The sequence below is a fragment of the Zhongshania sp. R06B22 genome (assembly GCF_040892595.1).
Classification (GTDB): Bacteria; Pseudomonadota; Gammaproteobacteria; order Pseudomonadales; family Spongiibacteraceae; genus Spongiibacter; species Spongiibacter arctica.
Genome location: NZ_JBFRYB010000001.1, coordinates 2,477,370 through 2,495,250, shown reverse-complemented (window position 1 = coordinate 2,495,250; position 17,881 = coordinate 2,477,370). Strand labels below are relative to the sequence as shown.

Here is a 17,881-nt window from a genome sequence, read left to right as displayed (position 1 = left end):
CATGATTGACCTGAATGATTACCGGCTTGCTTGGCAGGTATACCTCGGTGTTGGCGCACTAGCCGGTGTGATTTGGTGCTTACTGTTGCGGCGTTTTCCGGTAAGAGTATTGAGGTTTTGGTTGATGACCGCGGGCGTTGTGTTTTTGTTTTTACCGGTTCGCCACCCAGATATGCCTGAATTGTGGGTGCCGTCGGCAGGCGCGGCGGTATTAACACTCTTAACTGACGGGGTAGAGGCCGCAGTGCCGATATTAGTGACCATCGGTGCATCTCAAATATTGGCGTTGGTGGTGGGCGTGTTGCTGGCCTATGTTTTCAGTGGTGGTGGCGACAGCCCTAAAAAAGCGAAACCCAAAGGCGGCGCTGCTAGTGCGCGCACCGAGCCGGATATCGGTTTGGAGTAGTACTTGAAGCAGGATATGGGTGATTACTTTCAAATCGCCGTAGATTAGCTATACTTTGCCGATAAATCTTAAATTATTAAAAAAATAAGGCTGCGACGGTTCATGCTGCAGTGGTTTGAACTGAGAATACCGACGTTGTAACCGCGTCTTAGGGATGTCGATGGATCTGGAACTGGTAAGCGTAGACGATGATGACTCGTATCTCATCACGGCCTTTCCGGCAGTTATTGGCCGCGATGGCGGCAACGATATAACTATTGCTAGAGATCTGCTATCCAGGCGCCACGCCAAGTTAAGTTTGATTGACGATGAGTGGATTTTAGAGGATCTAAAATCCACCAACGGCACCTCTGTCAATAATCGCCAAATAACGCGCCCTACTAAGGTTAAGGTGGGCGACGTGATTAAATTTGGTGAAACTGCCTACTACCTGAAAAGTACTGCTGATGGCGGGCGCACAATTGTTGCTTCGCGTCTGCCTAAAAAAGAGTCTTCAGTGGGGGGCTCCGTCATGATAGACGACGAACCCGACGGCGATTTGACCTCCTTTCATCAATCCTACCAGCTACCTCCAGGTTGGACTAATGTCTCCAAGCAGAGCACCACCTATAGTAAAGAAGTAGTGGATCAGGTAATAAAGCGAACAATCACCGCAAAGCAGCTTAATCCAGACGTTGTGCTAGTATTCTATACCAATAAAACACGGCCACTGGTGTATGGTGTTTCTGCTAAAAAGAACGAAGCTTTTTGGACCATTGGCCGGGGACCTGATGTCAAGATTCGGGTGGATCACCCAAGTATTTCGCTGCAACACGCTAAGCTGAAATTCAATGCCGGTGAGTGGAGTCTTGAGGATATTGGATCTACAAATGGTCTGCGAATAAATGAAGAGGCTTGCTCTTCTGTGGTATTAAGCGATCAAAGTGTGGTTAGTCTTGGGCGAGTCGATCTAGTGTTTCGTAAATTATCGCAAGCATAATAATTTTTTGTAAAAGATAGACCTTGGCCCGATGGGTTTTAGGTGGCGATGGGCGCAGTATTGATGAAATCAGCGGAGTCAGGCATGAAAATTCAAACGGTTAGTCATCGGCGTTGGTGGCTTGGATTTCGCGCAGTAGTCGCCTTGATCGCGCTGTCAGCTTGTTCCAACACACCGGGCAATGAGGCTAATACAATTCCTGCTAGCTCTGAGGATGTGGTTGCCGGCTTGCAGATTGTGGATTGTTTGCTGCCCGGCCAGCTCCGAAAGCTTGGCAACATGGCGTATATGTCGCCCCGTCGGCCAATAAAAACAACGGCTGCGGATTGCAGAATTCGCGGTGGTGAGTATGTCGCCTATGATCGCGCAGATTACAAAACAGCATTGAAGGTGTGGCTGCCCTCTGCAGAACAGGGCGATGCCGAGGCACAACTTTCAGTCGGTGAAATTTTTGAGAAAGGCCTAGGTACTGACCCCAATTACGAAGTTGCCATTTTTTGGTACAAAAAAGCCGCTGAGCAGGGCAATAAAAGCGCCTTATTTAATTTGGGCACCCTTTACGAACAGGGGCTTGGTGTTCAAAAAGATCGCTTGCAAGCTATAAATTATTACCGTCAGGCTTGGGGTATGCCAGAGGATAGCTTAATTTATCAGGAAACTGCGCAGCGCGAGCAACAGGATTTACGTGCAGAGCTAGCCGCGCAAATCAAAGTAAAAGACCAGCAAATGGCCTTGCTCGATAAACAAATGGTGTCACTTAAAAAGCAATTGAGCACAGCCAAAGTAGCCAGCTCTAGCGCGTCTGAAGCCAGTCCAGCTGCTGAGCTTGCCACATTGCAACAGCTGTTGAAGTCAGTCAACGATGATCGCGCAAGTGTTGAGCGCCGGCTTTCGACTATTCCTAGGTTGCGCACCCCTGCAGTGAGTCTGCCCTCACAGGCGCAGGTGCCGATTAGGGCAGACGGCATTAAAGTCGGTGATATGGATTTTGGTCGTTATTACGCATTGGTAATCGGTAATCGTGACTATGCAATGCTTGATGACTTGGAAACTCCGCTTAACGATGCGAAAGAAATTGGTCAGATTCTCGAGAAGCAGTATGGTTTTCAGGTGCAATTATTGTTGAATTCCGACCGTTTGACGGTGATGCAGGCGATTAACGAGTTGCACAGTGTCTTGACCGAAAATGATAATTTGCTCATTTATTATGCTGGCCATGGCAGTATGGTGAATGTCGGTGATCGCGACACTGGGTACTGGTTACCCGTTAATGCAGATGCACCGCCAAATGACGCGTATTGGGTTTCTAATGAATTTGTGAGTAATCATCTAGGGCGTCTTCAGGCAAAGCGGATATTGGTCATCGCGGACTCGTGTTACGGCGGTCTATTGTCGTCGGCGCCTGATCAGTTGTTTCTCGGCAAGGGCAGAGAGTCGGACAATCCGGAATACGTAAAATATAAATTACCCCGAAAGTCGCGTTTACTTATGTCTTCCGGTGGCGACAAGCCTGTTATTGACGAAGGCGGCGACGGCCATTCGGTGTTTGCCCGAGAGCTTATCAAGGCATTGCGTTCCAATACTGGCTTGATATCAGCCCCTGACTTATACGCTCAAATAAAAGAGCCCGTTATACATCAGGCTGCCTTGAATAATTTTGTTCAGGAACCGGTTTATAAAATAATCAAGGGTGCTGGGCACGAGGTAGGCGACTTCTTCTTTATTTCTAAATCGAAAGGCAATTAGTAATGTGCTCACTCAGTCTTGTATCGAGTGCGTGTTTTTCTCTACTTTAATTAATACTTATTGAGAACTTTTATCGTGAACAGAAAAATTATAAATAGATTAGCGTCGAGCGCATTAGCCCTTAGTTGTTTAGTGCTTCTTCCATCCACTGCATTTTCTGCTGAAGAATGTAATAGCAGTGTCACGCCGACAGGAGGTGGTGACAATACTGGTGGGGAGACTCCGCCCACGGGAGGTGTGGACAATACTGGTGGGGAGATTCCGCCCACCGGTTCCACTGGATCCGGCGGTCAAGATACTTTGGCTACTGAAGGGGGAGTGCTTCGGGCCACCGAGAGTTTTTTTTCGGAAACCCAGTATTCAGACCCCTGTGGTGCGACAGTCGGCGAATCCTCTGGGATGCAGGCGCAAGAATTTGCAATGACATTGCTGACAAAAATAAACGACTCACGTGCTAACCGCGACAAGGGGGTCAAGGGTAAGAAGAAGGCGCTTGGTGGCGCAGCCGGTGCAGATAACGCCATGCTCGATGGTAGTCGATTTTCCTTATTCGGTTTCACTGATTATTCCAATCGTGATCGGCATGCAACGTCGCGCAGCGGTGGTTATGAGCAAAGGGTGAATTCCGTGACCTTGGGCTTCGACTATCGACTAGACGACAGCACTTTTTTCGGCGCGTCTATTAGTGGCTCCGATGGTGATAGTGAGCTAGATACCGGCGACGGTGGCAGTGATGTGTCATCAACCACCCTTGGTATTCATGGTGCTAAATATTGGGGCAATACCTTTGTCGCGGGCTTAATCGCCTACGGTTCTCTAGATATAGATGTTAATCGGACTACACCCGTTGATGGTTTTCGAGCGTCAACGGATGGTGGCTATTGGTACGGCGACCTGTCTATTGGTTTTGAGGGGAATTATGGGGGCTGGCGTGTTACCCCACAAGCACGGGTATTATTGCTGAACGGTGATGTCGACGCTTATCAGGAGCAGTCTGCTTCAGGGTTCGGGGTCGTGCGCAGCGTGAATAGCCAGGATATTGATTCAGCAATATTAGCCTTATCGCTTCAGGCAGATCATCCGGTGCTAATGAATTGGGGCGTTTTACTACCGTCGGTGCGTGTCGAGTTAATTTCTGATGGTAGCGACGGTTATAAAAGCAACGGTCAAAATCTGAATGATTCCGATAAAAGTGCAATTAGCAGTTTTGCTGATCAAGCGGACGATCCAGATTCCAGTACCGTGGCAGTATCCGTTGGAACATCTGCGCAATTTAGTCAGGGTCTCGCTGCGTATGTTGTTTATGAGCGCCTCTTTTATCACGACTATTTAACTAAGTTCACCGCAACAATCGGGGTTCGTTATGAGCTTCCTTAAGCTGCTAACATTAGAGTAAAAGCTTGTTTTCCCTACATATTGAATCTGGCCCGAATACATGAAATTAAGTGTCTGGTATTCGGGCTTTTTATTGTTTGTTCCACTTGTTTTCCTTGCATCTTGCAGCAGCCCAGCGCAGCGCATTGATGACATCGCCGCTCGCGGCGGTTTGGAGCGGCGAGTGATTATAGGCAATGGTTTTCGGCATATTGTGTATTTAAAGGTAGCTAAGCCAACTAGCCCCCGATTGCACGTTTATATCGAAGGTGATGGATCACCTTGGTTACTTGGTCAATACATAGCGACGGACCCAACAGCAACGCTGCCACTGGCATTGGAGCTTGCGAAACTCGATGCTGAGAACGTCCTGTATCTTGGTCGGCCCTGTTATATGGGCTTGTTTGAGGATGGTATTTGCGCAGAAAAATACTGGACTTCGGCTCGATATTCCGCAGAAGTTGTGGCAAGCATGTCTACTGCTGTATCGAGCTTATTAAAAGAGCTTAAGGTTAGTAAGGTTACCTTGATCGGCTACAGTGGGGGAGGAACCTTGGCAATGTTAATGTCAGCGGATTCTAGCTTGGCCGTGGCGCCATATCTCGATTCTGTAGTTACTGTGGCGGGTAATCTCGACGTGACTGCGTGGATTCAACAGCATAATTACTTACCACTGACTGAGTCTCTAGACCCGTCACTTGCTGATTATCCTGATACGATTGATTTTATGCATTATATTGGCGCGGATGATAAGAATGTCTCTGCTGAGCAGGCTCTTAGCTTTGTCACCAAGCACGGCGGTCGATATAAAATATTGGATTCTGTAGATCATAGTTGCTGTTGGTTACAACACTGGCCTGAGTTATTAGAAAGGGATGTGAACCCCATGGGGAGTAAAGCGGAATGACAGACAGTGATAAAACAAAGCGCGCGGGTGGTAAAAAGTCACCTCTTGAAGATAATTCTGAAATTGATGAGTCTTTGTTTAATGTCGATGACAGTCTCGCCTGCGGTGATGATTCAATGGTCGCGGATGATGTTACTGAGCTGTCGATCCCCGTCGATAAGGGTCTTTTCAATACTGAATTGGACGATGTGGAGTCGGAGACCGCCGTTCAGATTGACGATGCGACGGTTGCGAGCGATCACGTAGGCGGGGCTGCTATAGCACCCGATGACGAGACTGTTGTTACCACCTCGAATAATTATGATGCCACTAAGGTTTACAACCCGAAGCATACTGTCGCAGGGCCTGCTTACGCAGGTGGGACAAGCTTCAAGGTTGGTGACCTTCTTAAAGATCGCTTCAGATTAGAAAAGATGTTGGGTGAAGGGGGCATGGGCGCGGTCTTTTTGGCGGTAGATCAGCGCAAAATAGAGGCACGTCACCACGACCCCTATGTGGCAATAAAACTGATCAGTGGCGAGTTTTCACAAGACCCGCTATCTTATATCGCCTTGCAGCGTGAGACCGATAAGTCTCAGAAGCTAGCTCATCCCAATGTCATCACCGTCTATGATTTTGACCGCGACGGCGACGTGTTCTTTATGACAATGGAAGCTTTAAAAGGTCAGACATTAGACGTATTTATTAAAGATGAAACCCGTAGTCGTGAGCAAGCGACTACCTATATTAATGCCCTGAGTCAGGGTTTGGCATATGCCCATCAGCGCAATATTGTGCACTCAGACGTTAAGCCACAAAATATTTTTGTAACGGAAGAGGGGGTTTTAAAAGTCTTGGATTTTGGTATCGCAAGAGCCTTGGCTTCGGTCGAAGGGGCGGTGCCGGATGAAATTGACGAGGTGGTTGGTTTAACGCCAGCGTATGCCAGTTGCGATATGTTTGCCGGAGCGGACCCTGACCCTGCCGACGATGTGTATGCCATTGGGGTGATTGCCTATCAGCTTTTTACCGGGAAGCATCCTTTTGATCGCAAAAAAGCGACGGTTGCGCGCGACACCGGAATGCAAGCAAAACGTATTAAAGGTATTCCGCGTTATCAGTGGAAGGCGATTGCAAAAGCTTTGAGTTTTGAGCGCACTATGCGCTGGCAAAATGCGGATCAGTTTTATCGGCAGTTTAGCGGCACTGGCCGCCGGGCGAGGCATCTTAGCTTGGCCTTATTAGCTGTGGTGTTAGCGTTTGGTGGATACTTGAGCTTTTACACGCCGGAAGCTGGACCAGACATCCCCTTTGAACAGCTGTCTCCTGAGGTGCAGCAGAGGGTGATAGCTAATTTGAGCGAGGCTGATCAGGCTTTGAAATTCTCAGATCTCAATGGTGCACTGTTCTATTTGGATCGCGCGTACGGCCTGCATCCGAGAAATCAGGATGTGATGGAAAAGCTTAATGCCCTAGTAGAAAGAATTATGGATGCGATGGCCGTGGCTGATACTGAAAGTGGCCGGGTAATCGGGCTTAAACAGCTCGATGACTTAATGAAATATGACTCTTTAAAGCAAAATCCCCAGCTCCTGGCCTTCAAAAAGTCCTTGGAAGCAAAGATGGAGTAGGGTACTCAATGGTTGCGGCAGATAGGCGGCGTGCTTAAGCGGACCCTGACCCTGCCGACGATGTGTATGCCATTGGGGTGATTGCCTATCAGCTTTTTACCGGGAAGCATCCTTTTGATCGCAAAAAAGCGACGGTTGCGCGCGACACCGGAATGCAAGCAAAACGTATTAAAGGTATTCCGCGTTATCAGTGGAAGGCGATTGCAAAAGCTTTGAGTTTTGAGCGCACTATGCGCTGGCAAAATGCGGATCAGTTTTATCGGCAGTTTAGCGGCACTGGCCGCCGGGCGAGGCATCTTAGCTTGGCCTTATTAGCTGTGGTGTTAGCGTTTGGTGGATACTTGAGCTTTTACACGCCGGAAGCTGGACCAGACATCCCCTTTGAACAGCTGTCTCCTGAGGTGCAGCAGAGGGTGATAGCTAATTTGAGCGAGGCTGATCAGGCTTTGAAATTCTCAGATCTCAATGGTGCACTGTTCTATTTGGATCGCGCGTACGGCCTGCATCCGAGAAATCAGGATGTGATGGAAAAGCTTAATGCCCTAGTAGAAAGAATTATGGATGCGATGGCCGTGGCTGATACTGAAAGTGGCCGGGTAATCGGGCTTAAACAGCTCGATGACTTAATGAAATATGACTCTTTAAAGCAAAATCCCCAGCTCCTGGCCTTCAAAAAGTCCTTGGAAGCAAAGATGGAGTAGGGTACTCAATGGTTGCGGCAGATAGGCGGCGTGCTTATCTGCCCCGGGGATTAAGCTTCAATTTCGGTGAATGCGCCGTCAAATAGCGCGGAGCTTAAGTATCGCTCTGCAGAATCGGGCAATATTGCGACTATCATTTTTCCGGCATTCTCGGGTAATGATGCAATACGCTCAGCGACCGCCATTGCCGCGCCGCTGGAAATTCCCGCCAAAATACCTTCCTCTTTCATCAATCTGTGTGCCCATTGCATCGCTTCTTCATCACCAACGGCCTCGGCTATATCAACCATATTCAAGTCAAGATTTTCTGGAAGAAACCCCGCACCTATACCTTGGATTTTATGGGGTGCATGGCTAGGTTCATTGCCATTGAGCGCACTGCGTATAAGAGTGGAGGAGGCGGGCTCGACAGCTACGGAGGTGATGGCTTTGCCACAGGTGTTTTTAATGTATCGCGAGATACCAGAAAGGGTGCCGCCGGTGCCTACCCCGCTGATGAGAATGTCGATACCGCCGTCGGTGTCCTGCCATATTTCCGGGCCGGTGGTGCGCTCGTGCACAGCGGGATTGGCGGGATTGCTAAACTGCTGAGGCATGAAATAGCGCTCTGGATTGCTGGCCGCGAGTGCTTCGGCACTGGCAATAGCGCCCTTCATTCCTTTGCTACCATCACTAAGAATGAGTTTTGCGCCGAGCGCCAAAAGTACCTTGCGGCGCTCGATGCTCATGCTGCTTGGCATCGTGAGGGTGATGGGGTAGCCGCGTGCTGCGGCAACAAAGGCGAGTGCAATACCGGTGTTGCCACTGGTCGGCTCAACAATTTCCATCCCAGCTTTTAAGTGGCCATCCTGCTCAGCCTGCCAAATCATATTGGCGCCAATGCGACATTTCACGCTGTTTGCCGGGTTGCGACTCTCCATTTTCACGAAGATCTTGTGTTTGCTGATTCGGTTTATTTTAACCAGTGGTGTATTGCCAATGGTCAGGCTTAGATCATTAAAGGTGGCGGACATTATCGTCTCCGTCTGGCTTGATCAGGCTTCATTAAGCCCATTCAAGGTAGGTAGTAAGGCTGAAATCGTCATATCTATGTTTTCAAGTCAAATATTACTGGCCTGATTTGTAATTGCCTTATAATGCCAGCTTGGGTAGTCTTCCGCGCAGTCTTTTTAAACTTCGCAGTTTGTTTTGTAAACAGTGCGACATTTTTACCAGGAAAAATCAATGAAATTTACCGGCACCGATTCTTATGTTTCTACCGATGACTTGAGCATGGCAGTTAACGCTGCGGTGGTTTTGCAGCGCCCCTTGTTGATTAAGGGCGAGCCTGGCACCGGTAAGACTCTGCTAGCAGAGGAGGTTGCAGCCTCTTTAGGTAAGACTTTGATCCAGTGGCATATCAAATCCACGACAAAGGCGCAGCAGGGCCTCTATGAATACGACGCAGTTTCGCGTCTGCGTGATTCGCAGCTCGGCAATGAAAAAGTTAATGATATTGGTAATTACATCAAGCGTGGCAAGCTTTGGGAAGCATTTGCGGCCGATGAGCAAGTTGTATTGCTGATTGATGAAATAGATAAGGCGGACATCGAGTTCCCCAACGACTTGCTGGTAGAGCTTGATCGTATGGAATTTTTTGTTTATGAAACGGGGGAAACAGTAAAAGCCAAAAAACGGCCCATTATTATTATCACCAGTAACAATGAAAAAGAGCTGCCGGATGCGTTTTTGCGTCGCTGCTTCTTCCATTTTATTACCTTTCCAGACCGCGAAACTATGCAAAAAATTATTGCGGTGCATTATCCGGAGATTTCCAAAAAGTTGGTTGCCGAGGCGATGGAAATGTTTTTTGAAATCCGTCAAATTCCGGGTCTTAAGAAAAAACCATCTACTTCTGAACTCATCGATTGGTTGAAATTACTGATGGCTGATGAAATTCCTGACGAAATTTTAAAGAACCGCGATGCGAGTAAGGCCATTCCGCCGCTATACGGCGCGCTGTTAAAGAATGAGCAGGATGTTCACTTGCTAGAGCGCTTAGCCTTTATGCATCGCCGTGAGAGTCGCGGCTAATATGTTAGTACAATTTTTTCTCGGACTAAAAAACGCCGGTATACCGGTGACGATTCGTGAGCTGCTGGATTTGATTGCAGGGCTTGAGTCGCGATTGGCCTTTATAAATGTTGATGAGTTTTATCAGCTTGCGCGCGTGTGTATGGTTAAGGATGAAAAATACTACGATCGTTTTGACAAGGCATTTGCGGCTTATTTTTCTGAGTTAAACTCCCTGGATGATGTCATCGAAGCGATGATTCCAGATGATTGGCTGCGCCGCGAGTTTCTAAAGCAGCTAAGCGACGAAGAGAAAGCAAAAATTGAATCGCTTGGCGGTTTAGACAAGCTCATAGAGGAATTCAAGAAGCGTCTTGATGAGCAGAAGGAGCGTCATGCCGGTGGTAATAAATGGATCGGCACTGGTGGGACCTCGCCTTATGGGCATAGTGGTTATAATCCAGAAGGTATTAGAATCGGCGGTGAAAGTACCAATAAGAAAGCGGTGAAAGTGTGGGAGCGTCGGGATTTTAAAAATCTTGATGACAATGTAGAGCTCGGGACCCGGAACATAAAGGTCGCACTTCGTCGCTTGCGGAAGTTTGCGCGCACCGGCGCGGCGGAGGAGTTGGATATTAATGACACCATCTCTTCAACCGCCAGAAATGGCGGGATGTTAGATTTAAAAATGGTGCCTGAGCGCCACAATGCAGTAAAAGTGTTGTTGTTCTTTGATGTGGGCGGCTCAATGGACCCGCATATTAAGGTGTGCGAGGAGTTGTTTTCTGCAGCGCGAACCGAGTTTAAGCACATGGAATATTATTATTTTCACAACTATCTTTACGAGTCCGTGTGGGATAACAATGTTCGCCGTCACTCAGAGCGCATTCAACTGCTCGATGTTCTGCATAAATACAGTTCTGACTATAAAGTGATTTTTGTAGGTGATGCATCAATGTCGCCCTATGAGATTGTTCAGCCCGGTGGCAGTGTTGAGCACTGGAATGAAGAGTCAGGCGAGATGTGGATGCGTAGATTGCGTGAAACCTATGAAAAAGTGGCATGGCTGAATCCTGTGCCGCCACAGGATTGGAGTTGGACGCAGTCAATAAAACTGGTTGAAGAGCAGATGGAAGGACATATGTACCCCATGACGCTCGGTGGTCTTGAAAAGGCGATGGCTTATTTAGCCAAGTAGCCGGTCTTGCAGCCGGCTTTTCCCGCGGCTTAAACGCTCAGAAAGGCGATTAACGCGGCGGTGACGGCTACGTTTAGCGACTCAACGCCGTTATGCATCGGAATTTTTAGCATCCGGTCGCATAAACCCTCGATTTCTTTACTTACACCGTCGGTTTCATTGCCCAATATATAAATCTGGCTACTGCTATCTTGTTGAGTGTCAAACACAGAGTGGGTGGCGTGAGACGATAGGCCGCAGAGCTGCGCGCCTTGGGTTTGCATACGAGCTAACTCTTGCCCTAAGTCTTCGCAGTAAAATAATGGCGCTCTAAACAGAGTGCCGGCACTGGCCTTGATGACTAAGGCGCTCAGTGGCGCGCCACCCCGGCGCGGTAAAATTAAACCGTCTATGCCGCTGGCGGCGACCGATCGAATGATCATGCCCATGTTTTGGGGGTTGGTGATGCGGTCTAGGGCGATATAACGTCGCTTGCTACTAGTCAGCAAGTCTTTGCTGATAGCTGAACTCGGTTGGTAAGCCGTAAGCTGTAAGTCTGCCGCTACACCCTGGTCTTGCTTGCCATTTTTAGAAATACGCGACAGTGCCTTGCGGTCGTGCATTTCGACGTCAATATTGCGCTGCAGGGCAATTTTTTTAATATCACGAACTATTCCATCTTCCTTATTGCTGTCTGCAAGGTGCAGCTTATAAATCTTCATAGCCGGATCTTGCAATGCCTCCAATACCGGCTTGCGACCATAAATGGTCAGAAGCTGGTCGAAGAAAGCTTTGCGTTTTTGGTAGTCGGGGTTACTCATTGTGTGTTTTTAGCCTACTGAAACGGTGGGGTGGTGTCACCAAGTCCTAATGCAGAATGCGCAGCTAGCGTGACGTTTTTCGCGGCGCTTTGCAGTTGAGCAGCTATTTCGATAATTTGCTTGCCACTCAGTGACGTCTCGATACTGCCAGTGGAGAAGACCAGTTCGGGTTCGCTGTGACGTCCAAATACTGGTACGGCGATATTGCAAACGGGGTACTGGCGATCTTCGTCAATGCGATTTAAATGATAGTCCTCGCTGCACAGCGCTTCGCGATATCGCTGGGTAGATTGTGCTTGTTGCTCCAAACTCCAATTTAGCCTGCCTGCGCTCAGTGCGAGCTCTAACTCTTGTTCAGCGCGGGTTTTGAGGGTCACTTCAAACCCTCGTGCGCGTATTCCGATGACGGCAATTCGCAGTCGCTGATCAAGCTTTTCGTCAAACTCGTCGGCTTTTTGTGCGCTCTGCAACCATGCCTCAAGGGCTTTTGCTGGTGACCAAGCAATAAACGCGGCACCTAAGGGGCCGGCATTTGGAAGGCGAAGACCGAGTTGAAACGGGAAGTCTAGCGGTTTGGGGATGCCGTAATTTGCCAGCAGCACTAAATGCTTGGCACTACGGCCGATTACGCCGCAGCCGATACTGAGCTCTTTAGTGAGTTTTTCTAATTCTGGCCGCGCGTATTCAAGTACCGGAAATTGTGCGAAAGCCGCATTGCCTGCAGCAACAATAGAGGGCCCCAATCGGTACTGTTTGTGGCGATCGTCTTGAACCAGAAAACCATAGGTCGTCATGGTGCTTAATATGGCGTGGCAGGTCGCCTTGTTGAGATTGAGGGTTCTGGTTAATTCCGTGAGGCCAAAGGCTTTATGCGGGTGAGCCATTAGCAGGTCAAGAATAGCGAGTGCTCTTGCAGTGGGTTTGGAAAACAAAAGCAGCTCCGGCCTATGTGCATGAGGTTTTGGTGGTCCATATTGGACCCAAAGCATAGTAATCGAAAACGAGCTGGGATTCTTTTATTTGCAGAATATTATTTACATCACCCGACTACTAACACCTTGCGCCGCAATTTGGTGCAAGGGCACTAATAGTGGGCATGAATATTGCTTTGTTTGGGTGCGGTTTCTTGCTGTTGCAACGGCTTGTAGAGCTGTATATCGGTTTTAGTTGCCTGCGTGGAGGCTTAATAAGCTGTAAAAGCTATAAATATCAGTTGATTAATTTACTTCATTAGATTTCTGCTTAGTTCGCTGAGCGTTATCATCTTAATATTTTTGCCCGAATTTGGAGCGTCACGCCTGGATTGTGACCTTTGTTGGTGCGAATTTACGTTTCTTGGGAGAAGCTCTTTGATTGCAACCATTAAAATAAAGCAGTTGTTTACTTTTACTGCAGCCTTGATGTTACTTGTTGCCCCTCAATGGGGATTTTCAGAGGAGATCAATGGCGCCAACACGGCTTGGATATTAACGTCGACGGCCTTGGTGTTGTTTATGACCCTGCCTGGCCTTGCATTGTTCTACGGCGGTTTAGTCCGCAGTAAAAACGTACTTAGCGTGTTGATGCAGTGCTTCAGTATTACATGTTTGGTTTCTCTGCTCTGGGTCGCTGTGGGATATAGCATGGCCTTCTCTGAGGGCACGGCTTTCGTCGGCGGTCTAACCAAAGCGTTTTTAGCGGGTGTCGGCGAGGAAAGTATGAGTGGGGATATTCCTGAAACAGTATTTATTATGTTTCAGATGACGTTTGCCATCATCACTCCTGCGCTGGTTATCGGTGGTTTTGCTGAGCGTATCCGTTTTTCAGCAGTTATGGCATTTTCGGCGCTGTGGTTGCTCGCAGTGTATGCGCCGGTAACCCACTGGGTTTGGGGCGGCGGTTGGCTCGCAGAAATGGGCCTCTTAGATTTTGCCGGTGGTACAGTGGTTCATATTACTGCTGGTGTTGCCGCTCTCGTGGCGGCGATAGTGCTTGGCAAGCGTCAGGGTTTTGGGCAAATGGCATTGCCACCGCATAATTTGACCATGACTTTTATCGGTGCAGGTATGCTTTGGGTCGGTTGGTTTGGCTTCAATGCCGGTAGCGCGCTTGCCGCTGATGGCAATGCCGGTATGGCAATGCTAGTCACTCACCTGTCGGCAGCGGCGGGCTGCCTAACGTGGTCGTTTATTGAATGGGTCCGTTACGGTAAGCCCAGTGCCTTGGGCGCGGTGACGGGCATGGTTGCAGGTTTGGGTACAATTACTCCGGCTTCGGGTTATGTTGGCCCAGCCGGCGCCATGGTGATTGGTTTGAGCGCTGGGTTTGTATGTTTCTATTGCACCTTATGGCTTAAACAGGTTATCAAAATTGATGACTCGCTCGATGTCTTTCCGGTTCATGGCGTCGGTGGTATTTTAGGCACGTTTTTGGCTGGTATTTTCGCCAGCAGTGAGCTGGGTATATTCAGCGGTCAAGGCTTGGCAGAGGGCGTCACGATTGCAGCGCAGCTTAAGGTGCAGCTAATCGGGATTGCTGCCACCTTTGCATATACTGCGGTCGTGAGTGGAATACTGTTTTTTGTTATCGACAAGCTAATTGGTTTGCGCGTTAGTGCTGACGAAGAAGCGCAAGGCCTAGATATTACTTGCCACAATGAGGTGGGCTACGACTTGTAGCGTCCTGCTATTATCTACCATTCCGCTTTGGCGGAATGGTAGATAATTTATTAAATTCTGGTTTCGTGATTTGATTTCCTCAGTTTTCCTAATACCTCGCGAAGTACCTTTTTGCGGAGCTGGTTCTTTTATAAAGCCATTATTCTATGGCCCGGATGGTTTCCAGTAAGTCTTTCGTTCAAAGTTTAGTTATCTTTTTTGTGAAATTTTGTCTCGAGAAGTTTATTCTCGATTTCGTGCTTTCTTAAATTTATTTCTTGAAATTATTCTTGCAATGGACCGCGTAGTCCGACACTTTTACGCTTTATAGAAATGGCTGTTTGGAGCAACTATGCAGGAGCTAGAGTTATATGGAACATCGGCCTGTCATCTTTGCGAGGTGGCAGAGGCCATGCTGGCAACGTTGCTAGTGCAGGAAGACACCTGGCGAATCGAGCTAATAGATATCGCTGACAATGACGCTAGCCTCGAACGCTACGCCTTAAAAATTCCGCTGCTAAGGCGGGTGGTCGATGGCCGAGAGTTGGCTTGGCCCTTTGATGCCGCCAGTGTTCGTCAATTTCTAGCGGAGGAGTGATCGATAATGGATTTGCACGTGTCATCACTGTGGCGATATCCGCTTAAATCTATGGCTGGGGTGTCCCTGCCGCTTATGAGAGTGAATAGCTGGGGCCCAGATTTAGACAGGCGCTGGATGGTGGTAGATAGCCAGAGACGGTTTCTGACCCAGCGTCAGCTGCCGACGATGTGCAGATTGGCCGCATCACTCACAGAGTCAGGATTACGTCTCCAGTCTTTGGATGACGAATCCTTGTTCTTTGAGGTTCCTGAGCCCAGCGGTACAGATCGGTATCTTGTTGCAGTGTGGTCCGATACTCCTGAGGCGATAGATGCTGGCGATGAAGTTGCTGAATGGTTGAGTGAGTTCCTGGGGCGCGACCTGCGGCTGTGCTTCATGCCAGAAACCACTCATCGGCAAGTTGATCCGCAGTTTGCGTTACTGGGAAGGCGTGTAAGCTTTGCCGATGGGTTTCCTTTTTTACTTTGTAGTGAATCTTCGCTGGCGGCCTTGAGTGATGCCTTGGGGCGCGGTTTGGATATGCGGCGTTTCCGCCCCAATATTGTTGTGTCAGGAGCTGTTCCCTTTGCCGAGGATGCCTGGCGGCGCATTCGTATTGCTAACATTGAATTTGATGTAGTGAAGCCCTGCGCGCGCTGCGTAATACCAACGATTAATTTGGACAGCGGCGCCCGTGAAGCAGATGTATTTAAGATGTTAAGGTCAGAGCGTGGTCGCAATGGCGAGGTCTATTTTGGCCAGAACCTCGTTCATTGCGGTGAAGGCGAGCTTGCGGTGGGCCAAAGGGTCGAGATACTGGAGTAAACCCTTGCACGCCCGAATGACTGATATGTCAGCCCCCGTCATTTATTACTATTAGTCTTTTTGCGCGGTTACCGTATTACTTGGGGCAATCTTGCGCTCATGACTGGCGAGTAATGGTCTATCCAACTTGAGTTTATCAGCATAAATCACGCTAAATGCCAGCACATTCTTAATGTATTCACGGGTCTCACCGTAGGGCAGGTTTTCGATCCAGATGTCGGCGGGAAGCTCACCTGTTTGGCGCAGAAGTACCCTCTCTACGCGAGAGGGGCCGGCATTATATGCTGCGGTCGCCAGTATGCGGTTGCCGCTAAACTGCTCTAAAAGCTGGCCGAGGTAAAAGCCACCCATTGCGATATTTTTCTCCGGTGTCACCAAGTCTTCCGTTCGCGGCTTAGGGATACCCATTTGACGGGCAACTAGGCGCGCCGTGCCTGGCATCAGCTGCATAATGCCGCGGGCGCCAACGGGTGAGTTAGCGCTGGGTGAGAATGCGCTCTCCTGTCGTGCAATAGCGTAGATCCACTTTAGATCAATGTTTTCGCGCTTGGCGATGGCTTTAAAAGTATCTTTATAAGGCGTAGGAAAGCGCAGAGTTAAATCGTCCCATTCCCCGGCCCGAATCGCGGTCATGATCGATTGGTGTGACCACCCCCAGTTTAGTGCGAGTTGGGCGGCAGCGACTTGTTCTGGCTTGTTTAGGCTGCGCATCGCATAAATCCACTCTAAGCTGGCAGTAAAGTGTTCGCCCAGTAAGTAGAGTTCACGAGCGCGAATAATCGCGTCGTGCTGTTCAATCTCGGCAATAAGAGCGGGGTCTAAGGTGCGAGTAGATTCTAGTTGGTAGTCTTCATTAAGAATGTCCGCGGCCATAAAGCTGTAGTAGCCGCGCTGAGCGGCCAACTGCTGGAGAATTAGCTGAGTGCTAACGCTGAGTTCGCCTTTTAATTCGATGTCAGCTCTTGCCCACCAATAGCGCCAATCTGCTTCTTCACGTTTTTCTGGGGGCAGAAATTGAATGATTTGCTGTACCGCTGTCCAATCGCCATCTTTTAGAGCCAAGCGTACGCGCCACTCGGTAAGATAAGGATCTTCGTAGTTGGGGTCGTTGGCCATAACCCAGTCGCGAGTGTAGTTGGCATCGCTGGCAATAGTTTGTCTCGCTAAACTATCGCGCAATCCATAATTTTGAGCTGGGGTGAAGCCGAGGTGGCGGTCAAGTTGGTGCCACAAGGTGTTGGTGCGTTCAAAGTCTCCTTTTGCTAGACGCTTCAAGGTGTGTACGGCAACGTCTTGACTGCGTTCATTAACAGGCAGGCTCATACCAATTTGATGAAGGCGGCTGGGGCGGTTTAATAACTCGAGATACTGATCAGCATTACTTATCTTGCCCATCAGGTAGCGCGCCATGTCGGTCTGGCCTTTCTTTAAAGCTAGTTGGGTTCGCAGCCAGTATTGCTCTTCTATTTCATTGCTGTTGAGGCGAGCCATCCACTGTTTGATTGGCGTATCGCACTGCTTGGGAAGCGAGAAGGGGGTTTTCCACAGCTCAGCAATTGCTGCATCGGCTTTGGGATGATCGCCAATTTGTCTGAGTGCATAAGCATAATCGCAACTGGTGGCAGCGGAGGAGTTCTTTTGGTAATAGCGCACAAACTGCGGCCAGTCGTTGCTGCGCCGCAATTTATTTAGCCATGAAATCCGAATGCGCTGGCCAACAATAGTGCTGCCGTACTGTTGAAGGTAGACGTCGATGGTCTGGGCCGACACGTTATTGATCTGAGCTTTTAGTAACTCAAGTTCTAAATAGGGCAGTAGCGGGTAGTTATTTAGCTTGGGAGCCAGCTTTTCAGCATTGTTAAGACGACCGCGGCTGATTTCATCCATAGCTTCGCGGTATAATCCCCGGCTTTCGTCGAGGCTAGTATCGGCAAGCGCGTGTATTGCTGGGGTAGTGAGTATGACGAAAAGTAAAAAGAGGCGTTTCATTTCCCTGCGGCCTTAAAAATCATCGTGAATTACCTAAAGTAGCGTAGTTATCAACCCTTGAGAATAGGCAGCGCAAAG

The 17,881-nt window shown here is 48.9% G+C and carries 16 protein-coding genes; 12 read left to right on the top strand and 4 right to left on the bottom strand.

The genetic code is table 11. The features are described 5' to 3' along the window. Position 1: 1 nt before the first annotated feature. The 7 genes from AB4875_RS11375 to AB4875_RS11345 all read left to right on the top strand — a co-directional run bounded on the left by AB4875_RS11375 (position 2) and on the right by AB4875_RS11345 (position 7,723). Positions 2-406 (top strand): hypothetical protein, encoded by a 405-nt coding sequence (locus tag AB4875_RS11375; RefSeq protein WP_368376173.1) that lies wholly within the window; start codon positions 2-4, stop codon positions 404-406. 160 nt (positions 407-566) lie between these two features. After that, positions 567-1,385 (top strand): FHA domain-containing protein, encoded by an 819-nt coding sequence (locus tag AB4875_RS11370; RefSeq protein ID WP_368376172.1) that lies wholly within the window; start codon positions 567-569, stop codon positions 1,383-1,385. 84 nt (positions 1,386-1,469) lie between these two features. Next, complete coding sequence (locus AB4875_RS11365) at positions 1,470-3,131, top strand: caspase family protein (RefSeq protein ID WP_368376171.1); 1,662 nt, start codon at positions 1,470-1,472, stop codon at positions 3,129-3,131. A gap of 132 nt (positions 3,132-3,263) precedes the next feature. After that, the gene (locus AB4875_RS11360) at positions 3,264-4,508 is read left to right on the top strand and encodes an autotransporter outer membrane beta-barrel domain-containing protein (RefSeq protein ID WP_368376170.1); all 1,245 of its coding nucleotides are present in this window, start codon (positions 3,264-3,266) and stop codon (positions 4,506-4,508) included. A 58-nt stretch (positions 4,509-4,566) separates the two neighbouring features. After that, a complete protein-coding gene (locus AB4875_RS11355) occupies positions 4,567-5,412 on the top strand; it encodes an alpha/beta fold hydrolase (RefSeq protein WP_368376169.1) in 846 nt (281 codons plus the stop codon). Next, positions 5,409-7,022, top strand: coding sequence for a serine/threonine-protein kinase (locus AB4875_RS11350; protein ID WP_368376168.1), 1,614 nt, complete (start codon positions 5,409-5,411; stop codon positions 7,020-7,022). Before AB4875_RS11355 ends, AB4875_RS11350 begins: the two co-directional genes overlap by 4 nt. Before the next feature lie 62 nt (positions 7,023-7,084). Continuing rightward, a complete protein-coding gene (locus AB4875_RS11345; protein WP_368376167.1) occupies positions 7,085-7,723 on the top strand; it encodes a protein kinase family protein in 639 nt (212 codons plus the stop codon). A gap of 50 nt (positions 7,724-7,773) precedes the next feature. Here the strand turns inward: AB4875_RS11345 and cysK are convergent, their stop codons facing one another. Further along, positions 7,774-8,736: a cysteine synthase A gene (gene cysK, locus AB4875_RS11340; protein WP_368376166.1), complete on the bottom strand. Its 963-nt coding sequence runs from the start codon at positions 8,734-8,736 to the stop codon at positions 7,774-7,776. Between the two features lie 211 nt (positions 8,737-8,947). Between cysK and AB4875_RS11335 the strand changes: the two genes are divergently transcribed. After that, entirely contained in the window at positions 8,948-9,796 is an 849-nt protein-coding gene (locus AB4875_RS11335; RefSeq protein WP_368376165.1) for an AAA family ATPase, read from the top strand. A gap of 1 nt (position 9,797) precedes the next feature. Next, positions 9,798-10,973: a vWA domain-containing protein gene (locus tag AB4875_RS11330; RefSeq protein WP_368376164.1), complete on the top strand. Its 1,176-nt coding sequence runs from the start codon at positions 9,798-9,800 to the stop codon at positions 10,971-10,973. Positions 10,974-11,002: 29 nt separating this feature from the next. On the opposite strand, the gene AB4875_RS11325 is transcribed toward AB4875_RS11330, so the two are convergent. Both AB4875_RS11325 and AB4875_RS11320 read right to left on the bottom strand, forming a co-directional pair. Next, positions 11,003-11,773, bottom strand: coding sequence for a TrmH family RNA methyltransferase (locus AB4875_RS11325; protein WP_368376163.1), 771 nt, complete (start codon positions 11,771-11,773; stop codon positions 11,003-11,005). A gap of 14 nt (positions 11,774-11,787) precedes the next feature. Continuing rightward, positions 11,788-12,705 carry an IclR family transcriptional regulator gene (locus tag AB4875_RS11320; protein ID WP_368376162.1) on the bottom strand — a complete coding sequence of 306 codons (918 nt, stop codon included), beginning with the start codon at positions 12,703-12,705 and terminating at the stop codon, positions 11,788-11,790. Between the two features lie 468 nt (positions 12,706-13,173). On the opposite strand from AB4875_RS11320, the gene AB4875_RS11315 reads away from it, so the two are divergent. The 3 genes from AB4875_RS11315 (at position 13,174) to AB4875_RS11305 (ending at position 15,814) form a co-directional block, all read left to right on the top strand. Beyond that, positions 13,174-14,430, top strand: coding sequence for an ammonium transporter (locus AB4875_RS11315; RefSeq protein WP_368377078.1), 1,257 nt, complete (start codon positions 13,174-13,176; stop codon positions 14,428-14,430). A 331-nt stretch (positions 14,431-14,761) separates the two neighbouring features. Next, on the top strand, positions 14,762-15,007 hold the full coding sequence (locus AB4875_RS11310; protein WP_368376161.1) for a glutaredoxin family protein: 246 nt from the start codon (positions 14,762-14,764) through the stop codon (positions 15,005-15,007). A 6-nt stretch (positions 15,008-15,013) separates the two neighbouring features. After that, positions 15,014-15,814, top strand: a complete 801-nt coding sequence (locus AB4875_RS11305) for an MOSC domain-containing protein (protein WP_368376160.1) — start codon at positions 15,014-15,016, stop codon at positions 15,812-15,814. A 51-nt stretch (positions 15,815-15,865) separates the two neighbouring features. On the opposite strand, the gene AB4875_RS11300 is transcribed toward AB4875_RS11305, so the two are convergent. Beyond that, on the bottom strand, positions 15,866-17,803 hold the full coding sequence (locus AB4875_RS11300; RefSeq protein ID WP_368376159.1) for a transglycosylase SLT domain-containing protein: 1,938 nt from the start codon (positions 17,801-17,803) through the stop codon (positions 15,866-15,868). Between the last annotated feature and the right edge of the window lie 78 nt (positions 17,804-17,881).